This is a genomic window from Algoriphagus ratkowskyi (assembly GCF_002150505.1).
Lineage (GTDB): Bacteria > Bacteroidota > Bacteroidia > Cytophagales > Cyclobacteriaceae > Algoriphagus > Algoriphagus ratkowskyi.
The window spans coordinates 353,059-367,521 of record NZ_MSSV01000004.1 but is presented as its reverse complement, the minus strand read 5'-3'; the positions used below and the strand labels follow the sequence as shown (position 1 = coordinate 367,521).

General features: G+C 38.5%; 12 protein-coding genes. 6 read left to right on the top strand and 6 right to left on the bottom strand.

Annotated features, from left to right (window positions below):
- Nucleotides 1–377 precede the first annotated feature (377 nt).
- From BVH02_RS07130 to BVH02_RS07120, 3 genes are all read left to right on the top strand, one after another.
- Complete coding sequence (locus BVH02_RS07130; RefSeq protein ID WP_086500651.1) at nucleotides 378–2,006, top strand: beta-N-acetylhexosaminidase; 1,629 nt, start codon at nucleotides 378–380, stop codon at nucleotides 2,004–2,006.
- Nucleotides 2,007–2,351: 345 nt separating this feature from the next.
- On the top strand, nucleotides 2,352–3,551 hold the full coding sequence (locus BVH02_RS07125; RefSeq protein WP_086500649.1) for a coiled-coil domain-containing protein: 1,200 nt from the start codon (nucleotides 2,352–2,354) through the stop codon (nucleotides 3,549–3,551).
- 121 nt (nucleotides 3,552–3,672) lie between these two features.
- A complete protein-coding gene (locus tag BVH02_RS07120; protein WP_086500646.1) occupies nucleotides 3,673–3,972 on the top strand; it encodes a hypothetical protein in 300 nt (99 codons plus the stop codon).
- A 584-nt stretch (nucleotides 3,973–4,556) separates the two neighbouring features.
- On the opposite strand, the gene BVH02_RS07110 is transcribed toward BVH02_RS07120, so the two are convergent.
- From BVH02_RS07110 to BVH02_RS07095, 4 genes are all read right to left on the bottom strand, one after another.
- Nucleotides 4,557–4,784: a hypothetical protein gene (locus tag BVH02_RS07110; RefSeq protein ID WP_086500642.1), complete on the bottom strand. Its 228-nt coding sequence runs from the start codon at nucleotides 4,782–4,784 to the stop codon at nucleotides 4,557–4,559.
- Between the two features lie 212 nt (nucleotides 4,785–4,996).
- Nucleotides 4,997–6,004 carry a lipoate--protein ligase gene (locus tag BVH02_RS07105; RefSeq protein ID WP_086500640.1) on the bottom strand — a complete coding sequence of 336 codons (1,008 nt, stop codon included), beginning with the start codon at nucleotides 6,002–6,004 and terminating at the stop codon, nucleotides 4,997–4,999.
- Nucleotides 6,005–6,115: 111 nt separating this feature from the next.
- The gene (locus BVH02_RS07100) at nucleotides 6,116–6,451 is read right to left on the bottom strand and encodes a hypothetical protein (RefSeq protein WP_143244188.1); all 336 of its coding nucleotides are present in this window, start codon (nucleotides 6,449–6,451) and stop codon (nucleotides 6,116–6,118) included.
- Nucleotides 6,452–6,694: 243 nt separating this feature from the next.
- The gene (locus BVH02_RS07095) at nucleotides 6,695–7,867 is read right to left on the bottom strand and encodes a dicarboxylate/amino acid:cation symporter (RefSeq protein ID WP_086500634.1); all 1,173 of its coding nucleotides are present in this window, start codon (nucleotides 7,865–7,867) and stop codon (nucleotides 6,695–6,697) included.
- A 228-nt stretch (nucleotides 7,868–8,095) separates the two neighbouring features.
- Between BVH02_RS07095 and BVH02_RS07090 the strand changes: the two genes are divergently transcribed.
- Nucleotides 8,096–9,682 (top strand): hypothetical protein, encoded by a 1,587-nt coding sequence (locus tag BVH02_RS07090; RefSeq protein WP_086500632.1) that lies wholly within the window; start codon nucleotides 8,096–8,098, stop codon nucleotides 9,680–9,682.
- Nucleotides 9,683–9,741: 59 nt separating this feature from the next.
- Here the strand turns inward: BVH02_RS07090 and BVH02_RS07085 are convergent, their stop codons facing one another.
- Nucleotides 9,742–10,461 carry a class I SAM-dependent methyltransferase gene (locus BVH02_RS07085; protein ID WP_086500630.1) on the bottom strand — a complete coding sequence of 240 codons (720 nt, stop codon included), beginning with the start codon at nucleotides 10,459–10,461 and terminating at the stop codon, nucleotides 9,742–9,744.
- Nucleotides 10,462–10,782: 321 nt separating this feature from the next.
- Between BVH02_RS07085 and BVH02_RS07080 the strand changes: the two genes are divergently transcribed.
- On the top strand, nucleotides 10,783–11,463 hold the full coding sequence (locus BVH02_RS07080; protein WP_086500627.1) for a Tat (twin-arginine translocation) pathway signal sequence containing protein: 681 nt from the start codon (nucleotides 10,783–10,785) through the stop codon (nucleotides 11,461–11,463).
- A gap of 372 nt (nucleotides 11,464–11,835) precedes the next feature.
- Here BVH02_RS07080 and pgi read toward each other — a convergent pair whose 3' ends face one another.
- Entirely contained in the window at nucleotides 11,836–13,482 is a 1,647-nt protein-coding gene (gene pgi / locus BVH02_RS07075) for a glucose-6-phosphate isomerase (RefSeq protein WP_086500625.1), read from the bottom strand.
- 274 nt (nucleotides 13,483–13,756) lie between these two features.
- Between pgi and BVH02_RS07070 the strand changes: the two genes are divergently transcribed.
- Nucleotides 13,757–14,416, top strand: coding sequence for an energy transducer TonB (locus BVH02_RS07070; protein ID WP_158093862.1), 660 nt, complete (start codon nucleotides 13,757–13,759; stop codon nucleotides 14,414–14,416).
- The last annotated feature ends 47 nt before the right edge of the window (nucleotides 14,417–14,463 follow it).

The following is a 14,463-nucleotide window of genomic DNA, read 5'->3' as shown; positions in this document are numbered from 1 at the left end:
AATAAATAATTTATTTCTAGGGAGGTATTAAAAGGTAGTCAAAAAATATATAAAATCTGATAATCATAAGAGAAGCAGTAAAAATTACTACTTAATTAGTTTTTTTCTAAATTTGAGTTGGATTTGCAATGATAGCATCATGATATCATCCCAGAATTCTCATCTAATAGAAAGCTATTTATATAGTGAGTTCGAGGATTGCACAGGTTAACTGCCAAATAGATTATTTTTCCAAGGAAGGAATATAATCGGCAATACTTCCTTATGTTTTGAATCTGAGGAAGGGGAAATATTATTGTAATTTGGACAATGCCAATTAATTGAATATGATCATGTAAACTGGCTGTGTAGAATAATAATTAATAAATACATGTTTTATGAAGATCGGAATAATCCTCATTTCTTATTTTTTATGTTTTCTGAGTATAAACGATCTCAAAGCACAAAGCATAAGAATCATCCCTCAGCCTAATGAGCTGATCACAAAAAATGCAAGTTTCACGCTAAATTCAGAAGTAAGCATAATTGCGTCCTCAATAAGCAACGCAACTGCCCTGACCCTTCAAAAATACCTCCAAGAGGAGTTTGGTTTTCAAAATGAAATCATAGAAGCAAAACTTGCTAACGAAAAAGCCATTGTTTTTAGAATGAAAGCTGACCTTCCAAAAGAAGGATATGAATTGATTATCGACGATGAAAAGCTAGAAATAACAGCTTCCAATTCTACCGGATGGTTTTATGGAGTGCAAAGTCTAAAGCAGCTGCTACCTCAAGCATCTGATGTAAAAAGCAACTCCTCCTCGCTGAAAATTCCCGCAGTAAGTATTACTGATTCACCAAGGTTTGCGTGGAGAGCATTTATGCTGGATGAAGCCCGTTATTTTAAGGGAATGGAACAGGTAAAGATGCTATTGGATGAGATGGCCTTACTAAAAATGAATGTTTTTCATTGGCATTTAGTCGATGATCAAGGTTGGAGAATTGAAATAAAGAAATATCCTCTACTGACTGAAGTAGGATCCAAAAGAAAAAGTACCCAGGTAGGGCCTCTCAAGTGGGCCAGCCCTATTCAATCTGCTGAACCACATGAAGGTTTTTATACGCAGGAGCAAATCAAAGAAATAATCAAGTATGCTCAAGAGAGGCATATTACTATAGTTCCTGAAATAGAAATGCCTGGCCACTCAAGCGCAGCAATTGCGGCCTACCCATGGTTAGGCACCGTGAAAAAGGAAATTGAAGTACCTATCCTATTTGGGGTTGGGACAGATGTATATGATGTTTCTGATCCAAAAGTTTATAAGTTTTTAACGGATGTACTTGATGAAGTGATTGCTCTTTTTCCTTCAAAAGTAATTCATATAGGAGGCGATGAAGTGAAGTATAATCACTGGAAAGAATCAGACGCAATTAACGCTTACATGAAAGAGAAGAACCTATCTACTCCAGCTGATTTACAGATATTTTTCACCAACAGTATATCTCGTTATTTGAATAACAAAGGAAATCGTATGATGGGCTGGAATGAAATAATGGGGCATAACCTACATGAGTATCAAGATGAAGGTGATACAGAATCGAATCAGAGATTGGCTGAAGGCACCATTGTACATTTTTGGAAAGGAGATGAGGAGTTGGTCAACCAAGCTGTCAGCAGCGGATATGAAATTGTCAACTCACTTCATACCAATACTTACCTTGATTATGACTATGGAAGTATACCATTGTCCAAAGCTTATGCCTTTGATCCGATCCCAAAAAATCTTGATGCTAAGTATCACAGTAAAGTAATCGGTACTGGCTCGCAAATGTGGGGAGAGTGGATTCCAACTAATGGACATATGCATTTTTTAGTATTCCCAAGAATCGCAGCATTTGCTGAAGTTGGATGGACTGAAACTGAAAATAAAAATTATGATGCCTTCAAAATCGCTTTGAAGAAGCTTCAAAAGAGCTGGGAGAAAAAAGGAATTTACTACGCACCAGATTCTGCTGTCGGCAAATAATTGATTGAAATATTCAGCGTGATTCTAGCGACCCAAGGGTTAAAATTTAGACTAAAGTTGGCAATCCTTAGTCTCCAATAACGTCGCCTTTCTTATCAGAAAATTCTTTCATTAAACTTGACTATCAATCAAACAATTGACTTTTGGAACCCATAACCCGACTGTATTTATTTCTAGGGCGGAATGTTGAGACCAGAAGAATCCGTGAATGATTCACAATGTTCAGTTTTATTGCTACTCACTATTGCATAGCTAGTTAATGTAGCTTGAATTTGGGAAATTGGCGTAGAATTAGCTAACAGAATTTTACATTTTAAAATAGATCGCTTCCTCCTCTCAATTGATATGATGAACACTAAAACATTTCTTTTCTTCATCCTTTTCATGATTTCAGCATCATTTGGCCATGCCCAAACAGAAATAACTGAGCAAATAAAAACAGACCGAGATAATCAACTCAAGGAACTGAATGAAAAATTGAAAAATAATGAGGAAATAGTTAATCGACTTACGGAGAAACTCGCAGCAACGGACAACAAAACAGCATCCGATAAAGAGAAAATCGAGGACATGGAAAAACTGCAAATTGCCCTTGACACACGATTGAAAATCTTGGAAGAAGCTCCTAAAACGAAGATAAATCTCAACGGCCAATTGGCATTCACTGAACTACTTAGCATACAGCGTGATATTCAGCCACTCGAACTATTTCTTACCTCTCAATCATTTTTTGATCAGCTGGGGAGCATTGGAAAAATCCAACAGTACAAAAGCTTTGCAAACTGGAAAACTGACTTTGACAAATGGTATGAAAAAGATGGCAAAACTGATCCAATGACCGGTTTACTTCAAAACTCCCTGACATTAATATCTTCAGCATCTTCAATCGTCCCACTTTATGGGACCATGGTCAACACCGCAATTTCAGGTGTCACAAGTTTAATGGGTACACTAGGGAAAAAAGAAAAAGACCTCTACGACAAAACTCCAGAAATGCTGAGAATCCTGACTATTTCCAGTCAATTTGAGCAACAAAAATCTATCATAGACCACGAATGGACGCTGATCAATCAAGAACTAGAACAACTTCAAAAGGAAAACACAAGCTTACTTGATGAGCAGATGAGCTATTTTGGAATTGATAAACAACAATTCGAAAGGAGGTATTTAAAAGCTACCTTGGATTCGGAGCGCGAGCAATTTAAAAACGAGAGCCGCAAATCGATTTCTGATAAAATCGCAACTCTTGACAGGTCTGCTGATACTAGGGGGAAATGGCTTGGGCAAGTAGAGACTTATATGTATAAAGTACAGTCCTTGAGATTGAGATTTGGACAGCTGACCACTCGTATGTTGGCAAATATTGACCAATATGATGCACTTTTGAAAAACTATTCTGATTCAGGGAAATTCCCTATAGAGTTTACCTCAAAAATCATCGCGATGAATAGCCCATTAAACAACCTGCGGAATAAATTCTACTCAAGCTTCAATCCTGCTAAATATATAGAAGACTCCGCGGTCATGTACATTGAGAGGCAATAACCTAAATAATTGGATGTAATCACAAGGAATGTAACGGTTAAAATCTGTAATTTCCGCTTACTTCTCATGAACACATATTCGCACCTGATCATTTATTTGAGAATTTCATGCTTTCAGAAACGTGAAAAAATTTATCATACCAGCCATCGCTTTCATTGTTCTTATCATAGGAATGGTTTTTCTATTTATTCCCTTTATACCAATTGGCTGGCTATTAGTAGCCATAGCCTCCTTACTAATGGCACCCTATTTTAAATTCATGCGGAACTTTATAGGCTGGCTTACAAAAATTGACAAGACAGGATTTGTAAAAAAAGCGGGGGAAAAGGCATCGGGTTTATATGAATGGGCTGGAGATCCTAAAGGAGCTGAAAAACTTGAAGCGATTATCGAAGAGAACACTCAAACAGATGAGGATTAAAAAACACAGTTAATTTTCAATACTTCTGACTACTAAACACATCACATGAGATGAGAGTCAAAACTCTATTTTTAAATTTACAGACTACTTTAATTGAATGATATTTGATCCCGCAAAATATCATTAAGCCATTAGTAGGCACAAAAATATCAAACTACATTTCCATATGATCTTGATGTTATTCATCGGACAAATCTTTCACCCAAAATGGCAAAAATAAATTTGTGAAGAAGGTAATTCAGATATCTTCATCCACTGTAGTCTTTCTATAATTTATAAGTTGGGCAGATTAGCATGGGTGGAAATGTAGTCCTTGTCCTAGGCCAAAAAACATTACAATCGTTATTTGGAAGAAGTAAAAGTCACGCTTTGTGTTCTTAATACTGAAACTGGTATCGGTACTTTGGGAACAAATGGAAATGCTGTAGGCAAAAAGCCACATCTGCACTTTGATATTATGACAATGATTCCAAATCTATGGTGTATTAGATCCTTTGAATACAGAATCTATATAGCCATATATTTAAATCCCATCGAATTCCTTAAGAATTAGGTAGGGGAAATTGCTCTTAAAGTTTTACCGCCTACTTTCTATTCTTATCTCTCTCTTCATTATCTACTGTCTCTTCTTGAGGATCAGTCTCGCGATCATTTTCTCGTTGAATTTTTCTGTAATCTTCTTTAGTTGGCGGTTTTGAGTCTCCCGAATCCCCAGGTGTTTTACGAGTTGATCCTTTGTCTACGCCTTCATCTGTTTTTCCAAAAAGACCGAAAGGCAAAATCGCTTCTGAGCTATAATTTGTAAGTAACATATTGGTTTAGTTTTAATTATTAGGTGAAAGCCAAATATCACGCCATCCGCTCACAACAGATTCAAACTCACATTTCTCATTAAATACATCTAGGAATTTCAACAATTAGCATACTTTCATCCCCAAACCGAACAATAAATTCGAGATCGTATAAATAATTAATCAATGCTCAGCTATTGTCCAATTTCTGAAAATAGCCTGTAAAAAAATGCTTAGTGGCCCTCATCAGCACCGTAAAGGAATTCTATAAATTCCTCCTTATCAATTGCTCCAAAATAATTGCTTAAATCAACAGTCTCCAAAGCATTTTCTATTGAAGGTTTATCATAGGGTAAACCTTCTAGTTTTCCTTCTAACTCCGTGACAGAATCTTTACCGAAAAAATCCCCATAGATTTTCAAATCTTCAATTAGACCATGCTCCACAAGTATCCGTACATCGAGTTCACCTACAACAAAGCGCTTATTGCGCTTAACATTGAATTTAGGAGCACGGCCATAGTTCCAGTCCCATGTGTCATACTTTTCAGCCTTTAGCTCTTGCACTCCTTTCCATTCTTCGGGAGTAAGGTGGTAAGTTTCGAATGCTTCGTCTTCGGCATAAAGACCTTTAAGCAGCAATTCTCTAAAATCCTGAATGCTGATTTTCTGCTGAAGAAACTCGCTGATGTTTGCTACCCTGCTTCGAACAGATTTATGGCCTTTGGACTCAATCTTACTCATTTTGACATTCAGTGCATTGGCAACTTCACCCAGATCCGTATCAAACAATAAGGTGCCGTGACTGATCATGCGTTTTCCCGTAGAAAATTGGGCCGCTCCAGAGATCTTCTTCCCTTTCACTAAAATATCATTTCGACCGATCATCTCAGCATCAAGTCCCAGCTCCTTCAGCACATCCACCACTGGCCGTGTAAACTCCTTGAAGTTGTGCAGTTTGGTGACGTCATGCATATTGATAAAACTGAAATTTAGATTACCGTGATCATGATACACCGCTCCTCCTCCACTCACGCGACGGACAACATGGATATTATTATCCTCGATGTATTCTTGATTTACCTCCTCTATGGTGATCTGATTTCTGCCTATGATGATGGAAGGTTCATTGATATAAAAAAGTAAATAATCATGATCAGTATTGAATTTTCTGGCAATATATTCCTCCAATGCGAGGTTCAGACGGGGATCTGTATTCCCCTCATTTTCTACAAAAATCATATGGTAAAGGCAATTTGTGAAGCGTTAAAGTTATTCAACTTAGAGGGAATTGATAGATGTTTGGGCTAAAAAACCATGCTTTCCACCATCAATTCCCTATAAATATTACTTCTACTCCATTCCCTCAATTTCCTCTATCGGTACTCTCTTGATAAATTCATCATAGTAAGGATTATCCTGATCTGAGTATGTTCCATAAGCATTTAAAAGAAAACCTTTTTCATCTGCGTCTCCATGAAGCAAATAGATCACTGCCATATCAGCTGGATCTGATTCTCCCTCGAATCGGTACACCTTAACGATTTTAAGTTGCTCTGGCTGATATATCTTCTCTGAATCATCGAAGCTAGCTCCTGCTCTTTTTATATTTAACTCCTTACCATAGCCTCTTCCTGGGAGGATATTCAATACTTGTGAATAGGTAGTCATTGATTTAGATGTGCTCATGATTTCTATTTTTAGATACAATTAAACAGGAATAGACTCTCTGCTTGCAACGGTAGAGCAAGACCAAGTCCATCTAGCATTTATTCACTAAACAATCCTGCGTACATTCTACCAGAGCCATTCTCTTATTCAAATAGCAGTTTATTTAATCATACATTTAAAAGCGAATGTGGCGAATTTTCCTCTATGTGGGCAGCGTGGCAACTATTTCCACCATAAATATTAGATCAAAATTAGTACGAATTAGGCTTCCTCATCCTTCGTTATTTTATCCACCACCAGTGCAATTGCTCCATCACCAGTCACATTACAAGCCGTACCAAAACTGTCCATTGCGATATAAAGGGCGATCATCAAGCCTATCATCTCCTCACTAAAACCTAGCATAGATTGCAAAACTCCAATAGCCGCCATGATCGCGCCTCCTGGAACTCCAGGCGCGGCCACCATTGCTACTCCTAGCATAAATATAAAGCCGGCAAACATCCCAAAGTCAAAAGGAACGCCTTGAAGTATCATCAAAGCGACTGCACAAGCAGTGATTTTCATAATGCTCCCTGAAAGGTGAATAGTAGCGCAAAGTGGAATCACAAATCCAGCAATTTTTGGCGATACCCCATTTTTCTCTGCTTGCTCCAAAGTAACTGGAATAGTGGCTGCAGAGGATTGTGTTCCCAAGGCGGTGAAGTAAGCAGGCATCATTGTCGCCAGCAACTTAAATGGGTTTTTGTGCACGATGGCTCCTGTAATTACATACTGCAAAATCAGCAGGAAAATATGCATTGCGAAGATTACTCCAATGATATTTAGGAATACCGAAAGGATGGAATATACCTGTCCACTGTAAGCCATATTAGCAAAAATTCCCAAGATAAATAGCGGCAATAATGGCACAATCACATTCTCAATTACCTGCATGATAATCGTTTCAAAATTCTTCACCACTTTCTTCAGCATGGAATTCTCCTGATAAGAAAGTCCTAAACCTATCACAAATGCCAATACCAAAGCCGACATCACATCAATCACCGCAGGAATGACAATACTGAAATAAGGAATTAGATCTTTCCCTCCCTCTGAAATCTCCGCTGCATTATTGATATGCGAAGAAAGGAGTGACGGGAAAATCGTAGATGAAGTGAAATAACTCATGAATCCTGAAAAGATCGTTGATCCATAGGCAATAGCTGCGGTAATCAATAGCATTTTCCCAGCTCCCTTTCCTAGATCAGAAATTGCTGGCATGATCAGACCGAGAATAATTAATGGAATGGCGAAGTTCAGAAACTGACCAAAAAATGAATTAAAGGTTGCGAAAACTCTATTGATGGACTCCGGCAAGTAAAGGCCGAAAACTATGCCCAATACTATGGCAACAAATACTTTAAATAGGAGGTTGGAAAATAGACTCTTCATAGTTATTAACTGTAATTCTGGATTCGCTAGGCTGCTTCGCCTTTTTAATCATTTTGAGTTCGCTAAGATATAAGAATAGGGTTTTAGAAATTAATGGAATTGAATTATTTGATAACTTGTCTTCCTTTATTCTTTACCAAATAATTTTCCTTGAGTGTAAAAAAAACTGCTCAATGGCTAAGTGTTGAGCTAACTACTTCACACCAATCTCACTATAACACGCTATTCATGATTAGACTATTACAGAAAGTTACGCTTGCGCTATCCATCTTAATTATCCCGATTGGGAGTTACTCACAAACCATAAGCTTAAAGTCTGACAATCAACACTTGGAAGAAACCTTTAATTGGGCAGTAGAGAAAGCGTTGAGTTGGAAAATGTCAGGGAAATATGGTGAAATAAATAGACATGAACGAAGTGAAGGCTTAGGATTCAAAGTTGAAGTCCCTTACCTACCATCCTATTGGGCTGGCTATGCGCATCGATCTGCATATTACATTCGAGACTTTGCACATCAGATTGCCGGTGCTCATTTAGTAGGCATGGATGAGGAAAACTATGCGATGATGGAAAAATTCGCTGAATACACTACTACCGATAAGCAATGGTATTCCTGGTGGGCTCTCAATTTTGACGGCAGCGTTTTCACTTTGGACGCTCCAAATCCTCCCGGTACTGAAAGTTACACTGGCTATCCTGCTCACTTTATAAATAAACCCGGCGAATCCTTTGTGAGGGAGATCCCAGCCATGTTCGAATTGGTGGAGAAGGCATGGAAAAGTTATTTATGGACGGGAGATATAAGGTATATTGAGAATAGCGCGCTATGGAATATGTACGAAAAAGTTGTAACTGACTTTGTGACTCTGCACGATGCTAATAAAAATGGTATTCCCGAAGGGCATGGAAATATTTTCGAAGGATCATCCACTTACAACGAAGCTGACATTTATCCTTTAGAAGCTGGCGATGCCATAGGTGCTCAATATCAGGCCTATTTGGCCTACGCTGCGTTTTTGTCAGAAAGAAACCTAAATAAGCAAGCGAATGAACAAGTGGAAAGAGCAGTTACGCTAAAGAAGTATTTTAACACTAACTGGTCCATCGCAGACGGTACAGATTTATATTCTTGCGCACTCACTTCTTCTGGAGAAAAATATCCTCTTTTCAATAAGGAAACGAGTTGGTTTATGCCAATGAAACTTTTGACAGAGCCTGGTAAAAGGAATGACGCTTACTTGGACTTTATCTCTGAACAGCTTGGAGATGGTGTGGGCACAGCCAATCCTAAGGAAGGTTCTCCCGCAAATATCGAAGCCTATACTTATTTGCCCGACACTTATTTCCCTTATGGAAGAGTAGAGGAAGCTTGGAAGTGGATGCAATATATTATTGATCAAAAAGACAAACCTCATGTAGTCAAGCAGCAAGGTAAAAACGGCGATTATCCTGAGGTTTCATTTACCCTAGTAAGCCAAGTGGTAGAGGGACTGATGGGTGTAGAACCAGATGCTGCCAACCATATGATTTCTACTCTTCCAAGAATGCCAAATGAAATTGGTCATTTGGATTTGGATAGGTTGAAAATTGGAGATCATACAATTGCTGTATATCAATCAAACAGGAAAACAGAAATAACACATTCCGTGGGAGATCAACCGTTGACCGCGAAGATCAGATTCTATGGAAACCATGATGCAATCTTGGTAAACAACAAAAAAACTAAAGCCAAGAAAGCATCCCTCAATGGAATAAATTTCAGCTACATAACCGTAAAATTACAAGCTGGAGAAAAGGTGGAAGCTTCCATCTAATCTAAAAAATGCTTTAGAACTTGTAGCGAGGGTTTTCAAAAAATATACGATTCTCCTAGCTACTTAGCTTTCTGAAAAACCATATAATGTTGGATGGGCAGATAAGTCCCGTTTTGGACCAAGTCAAAACCATTAATCTTCAACTCCTTTACAGCTTGTTTCTCAGTCATTTTGTGGAGTGGTTTAATCGCTATACTCGGATCCTCACCTTTGTATTCCAATAGCAAAATCTTTCCATCTGGTTTTAGTGACTTATAAATTGCTGTCAGCATTTCCCGCGGATAAGCCAATTCGTGATATACATCGACCATTATAACCAAGTCAATTTCTCCTTCAGGAAGATTTGGAGATTTCTCTGTTCCTTTGATGGATACTACATTTTTTACTCCCAACACCTCACTTCTCTTTTTGATATAGGATACAGCATCTTCCTGAATATCTACCGCATAGATTTTTCCCTCGGGAATAAGTGGTGAAATACGGAACGTGTAATACCCAGATCCTGCACCAATATCCGCTACTACACTTGAGGAGTTTATCGGTAGATTTTTCAAAGCGGCTGCAATCCCTTCCTCCCGCTCCCGTTCGGCTCGTTCTAGCCACTCTTTTCCCGCAAAACCCATGACTTGAGAGATTTCTCTGCCCTGATAGACTTTACCCGTTCCATCTCTGCTTGGAGTTATATAAGTGTAAGTATCTTCAACGCTTGACTGAGTCTGACAGGAGGAATTAATACTAAAGAACGAAAATAGCAGGAAAGGAAGGATTAATTTTTTCATAGAGTCTTTATATATAACTCGTTTATAACAGGCTTGTTTCAATTTCAATCTCTATACTTTTTCATGAAATAACTCTATAAACCCAAAGTAAACGGAATATAAATTATAGCAGTATTTCAAGATTCAATAATCTACCAAAGAATATCATTATAAGTAAAGCTCTGACTCGACTTTCCCTATTCCCAACTAGAAACTACTTATTTAAGTAACTCATTATCAATTAGATAGTTGTTTCATTAAGTTTTAAAAGTTATATTAAAGAATCGTTTTTTAATTATCCTTATTTCAACTAGTAAATTATTTAACTTAAAATATTTTTATATGAAAGACCTAAATAGTAATTCTCGAAGAAATTTTATCGGAAAAATTGCTCTTGGATCAGCGATCGGAGGGTTTGCTGGGATGGGTAATCCAGCTATTGCCATTCCAATAAATGAAGAAAAAATCTCAATGCATGAAGCAGATGAATGGTTTGAAAATGTGAAAGGTTCTCATCGTATAGTTTATGATGGATCCACTCCTCATGATGGTTTTGCAATTATCTGGAATTGGGTATTTTACCTAACTAATAATCAAACCGATAGTCCCGATTCGGACATTACAGCAATGACAGTTCTTCGTCATAGTGGTGTTGGTTTTGCATTGGAAGACAGGCTTTGGTCAAAATACAAGCTTGGAGAGGCTCTTGGAGTGAAAGATCCAGCAACAGGAACAGCCTCATTAAGAAATCCATATTATGATCCAAAGCCAGGTGATTTTCCAATGCCACAGATACAAGGGATAAAGGATTTGATTGGAAGAGGTGCTATGTTCTGTGTTTGTGACCTAGCATTACAAGTTAATAGTGGAGCGATAGCTAAGAAGATGAATTTGAAAATGGAGGATGTTTACCAAGATATGTTGAGCGGAGTCCTACCTGGCATACAACTAGTACCATCTGGAGTTTGGGCTTTGGAAAGAGCTCAGAAGCATGGATGTGCCTATGTATTTGCTGGTGGATAATAGAAAAACAATTTAATATCTATTCTAAATAATTTAGGTTAGACATCAGTCATGTTATTAAACATGAATTTATCAAAGCTCGAATACAAACAAATCCAGACTCTTCTCAGAATCGGGATTTGTTTTTAGTAAGTTTTTGCCCCGATCTGTGAAGACACAGATCGGAACTACAAGTTGAGAACAAGTGGTCTGTGAGACACAGACCAAGGCTAAGGGCGAAGATTAGTGGTTTGTGGAGAAACAAACCACGGCTGCATGGAAGCAGGACAACAATGGTTCGACAAGCCTGTTCGGCGACTGACGGGCTCACCAACCGTGTCCTCCGCGATCCCGATAGCTCGGTACTCCGCGTCCACTGCGGTTAAAAAAAAATCATTTCCTCATTTTCTTATACGCATTGATCAAGCCATTCGTAGATCCATCATGAGCAGTGATTTCTTCATCTCCACTGAGCTCAGGAAGAATGCCAGAAGCCAAAACCTTACCTAGCTCCACTCCCCACTGATCGAAGCTGAATATATCCCAAACCACACCTTGCACGAATATTTTGTGTTCGTACATCGCAAGTAGTTGACCAAGTGTGTATGGTGTAATCTCCTTCACCAAAATTGAATTTGTAGGTCGATTTCCTTCGAAAACTCTATGTGGAGCAATCTCCTCTATCTGCTCATCAGACTTACCCGCAGCTTTCATTTCTACTTTCACATCTTCCAAAGACTTCCCTTTCATTAAGGCCTCAGTCTGTGCAAAAAAGTTGGAAAGCAGCTTCTGGTGATGGTCCCCTATAGGATTTTGAGAGATCGCAGGAGCGATAAAATCACAAGGAATCAAATGTGTGCCTTGATGGATCAACTGATAAAAAGCATGCTGTCCGTTGGTTCCAGGCTCTCCCCAGATAATCGGGCCGGTTGTATAATTCACTTTTTCACCAGAGCGGCTAACGTACTTACCATTGCTTTCCATATTTCCCTGCTGGAAATACGCTGCAAATCTATGCATGTACTGATCGTATGGAAGGATCGCCTCAGAACTTGCTCCGAGGAAATTGGTATTCCAAATACCGATCATCGCTAGGATAACAGGGATATTTTGATCAAACTCACTTTGACGGAAGTGCTTATCCATTGAATGCGCTCCTTGTAGGAGTTTATCGAAATTATCGAATCCGATGGTGCAGGCAATCGGCAAACCAATCGCAGACCAAAGAGAATACCTTCCTCCTACCCAATCCCAGAACTCAAACATATTGTCGGTATCAATCCCGAATTCAGAAACTGACTTGGCATTGGTAGAAAGTGCTACGAAGTGCTTGGCAACCGCTGCATCATCCTTAGCATGATCCAAGAACCAATCTCTCGCAGAATGCGCATTGGTCATAGTTTCCTGTGTAGTGAACGTCTTGGAAGCGATAAAGAACAAAGTCGTTTCGGGATCTACTTTCTTCAAAGTCTCTGCTATATGCGTCCCATCTACATTTGACACAAAGTAGATTTCAATATCTGGATTCTTAAATGGCTTCAATGCCTCAGTCACCATCACCGGACCAAGATCAGATCCACCAATACCGATGTTTACGAGTGATTTGATTGGTTTTCCAGTATAACCTACCCACTCTTTATTTTGAATTTTGTCTGCAAAAGTCTTCATCTTTTTCAAGACAGCAGAGATATCCTCCATGATATTATGCCCATCCAGATAGACTGATTCATCAGCTGGATTTCTCAGTGCGGTGTGCAATACAGCTCTTCCCTCGGTGACATTAATAGGCTTTCCTGTAAACATATCCTCAATAGCGACATGCAGTTTGCACTCACGCGCCAGATCAAAAAGTGCATCCAGAATATCAGGATTCAGCCTATTTTTAGAAAAATCAACCAAGATATCTTCCGTCGTAATGCTCAATCTATCAAAGCGCTCCCGCTCATCGAATTGAGAAAGAATGGTCATGTCTTTAGTATCTTCAGCAAGTTGCTGTAATCTTGCCCAGGCTGGAGTGGTTGTAGGATTAATTGCGTTCATTGGTTTGTTTTGATAGGAATGAGTCACAAAAATAAGGTTTATCTTCTGGGATGAAAGGCTTTTATACTTCTTACCTATTAGCGCTCCTGAATGCTTGAATACAGAAAAACTATTTCAATTTATAAAAAGATTAATTAGTTTCGAGAAACATACTATTCAAGCCCCAATCATGGTTTTCAAGTGTAAAATACTAATAAGCCTATTCTTTTATACGTCTCTAGTGACGGAATGCCTTATCGCTCAAGAAAGGGTAATCATCAAATTAGATGGAGGAATGACTCCAGTTCTTAATGAAAACTTTGGAACACATAAATACAATCAAATTCTAACCACAGGAAAGGACAGCTCCTCCATTTCCAAAATTTATGATCTCAAAAACCGACTGTACAGTCAAACCACAGAGAAATATAATGAGGAGCTGGGCTATAATGAGGCTATTATATCTAAGTATGACACGCTACAGAATTTAATTTCCAGCGAAATAAAAAATGTGGACAATGGGAGTTTTGTCAGGGTTTTCTTGGATGAAGAGAAAGTAGTTTCGCGATTAGAATATATCTCAGGTCAAGATTATAAATTCTATCTGGCTGATTCGGAAACTCCATTGATTGAGAGCAAGAAAGACCCAATGCAGCTCCAAACTAATTATGAGATGAGTGAATACCATAGATTTCTAGCTCAAAACCTAAAGTACCCTCAACAAGCGAGAGATAGAAGAGAAATGGGTACGGTAATACTTAAGCTCGATGTCAACGAAGCAGGGGAAGTTGTGGAGATTTCCTGCCTCAATGAAGATGATCTTTATAAGCCATTGATTAAAGAAGCCATTCGAGTGGTCGAAGCATATAACCCAAGTTTCATCGCGCCAATTGACATGCATGGAAACAAAACAACATCCATGGTGAGAGTGCCTATTGGTTTCAAATTGAGCTAAATTAAAAAAACCCGTCATTTCTGACGGGTTTTGCATATAAATTCTTC

Excerpts from the sequence above, each read along its gene's own strand:
- BVH02_RS07130 (WP_086500651.1), top strand. The coding sequence starts at position 378 with ATGAAGATCGGAATAATCCTCATTTCTTATTTTTTATGTTTTCTGAGT.
- BVH02_RS07125 (WP_086500649.1), top strand. The coding sequence starts at position 2,352 with ATGATGAACACTAAAACATTTCTTTTCTTCATCCTTTTCATGATTTCA.
- BVH02_RS07110 (WP_086500642.1), bottom strand. The coding sequence starts at position 4,784 with ATGTTACTTACAAATTATAGCTCAGAAGCGATTTTGCCTTTCGGTCTT.
- BVH02_RS07105 (WP_086500640.1), bottom strand. The coding sequence starts at position 6,004 with ATGATTTTTGTAGAAAATGAGGGGAATACAGATCCCCGTCTGAACCTC.
- BVH02_RS07100 (WP_143244188.1), bottom strand. The coding sequence starts at position 6,451 with ATGAGCACATCTAAATCAATGACTACCTATTCACAAGTATTGAATATC.
- BVH02_RS07095 (WP_086500634.1), bottom strand. The coding sequence starts at position 7,867 with ATGAAGAGTCTATTTTCCAACCTCCTATTTAAAGTATTTGTTGCCATA.
- BVH02_RS07090 (WP_086500632.1), top strand. The coding sequence starts at position 8,096 with ATGATTAGACTATTACAGAAAGTTACGCTTGCGCTATCCATCTTAATT.
- BVH02_RS07085 (WP_086500630.1), bottom strand. The coding sequence starts at position 10,461 with ATGAAAAAATTAATCCTTCCTTTCCTGCTATTTTCGTTCTTTAGTATT.
- BVH02_RS07080 (WP_086500627.1), top strand. The coding sequence starts at position 10,783 with ATGAAAGACCTAAATAGTAATTCTCGAAGAAATTTTATCGGAAAAATT.
- pgi (WP_086500625.1), bottom strand. The coding sequence starts at position 13,482 with ATGAACGCAATTAATCCTACAACCACTCCAGCCTGGGCAAGATTACAG.
- BVH02_RS07070 (WP_158093862.1), top strand. The coding sequence starts at position 13,757 with ATGACTCCAGTTCTTAATGAAAACTTTGGAACACATAAATACAATCAA.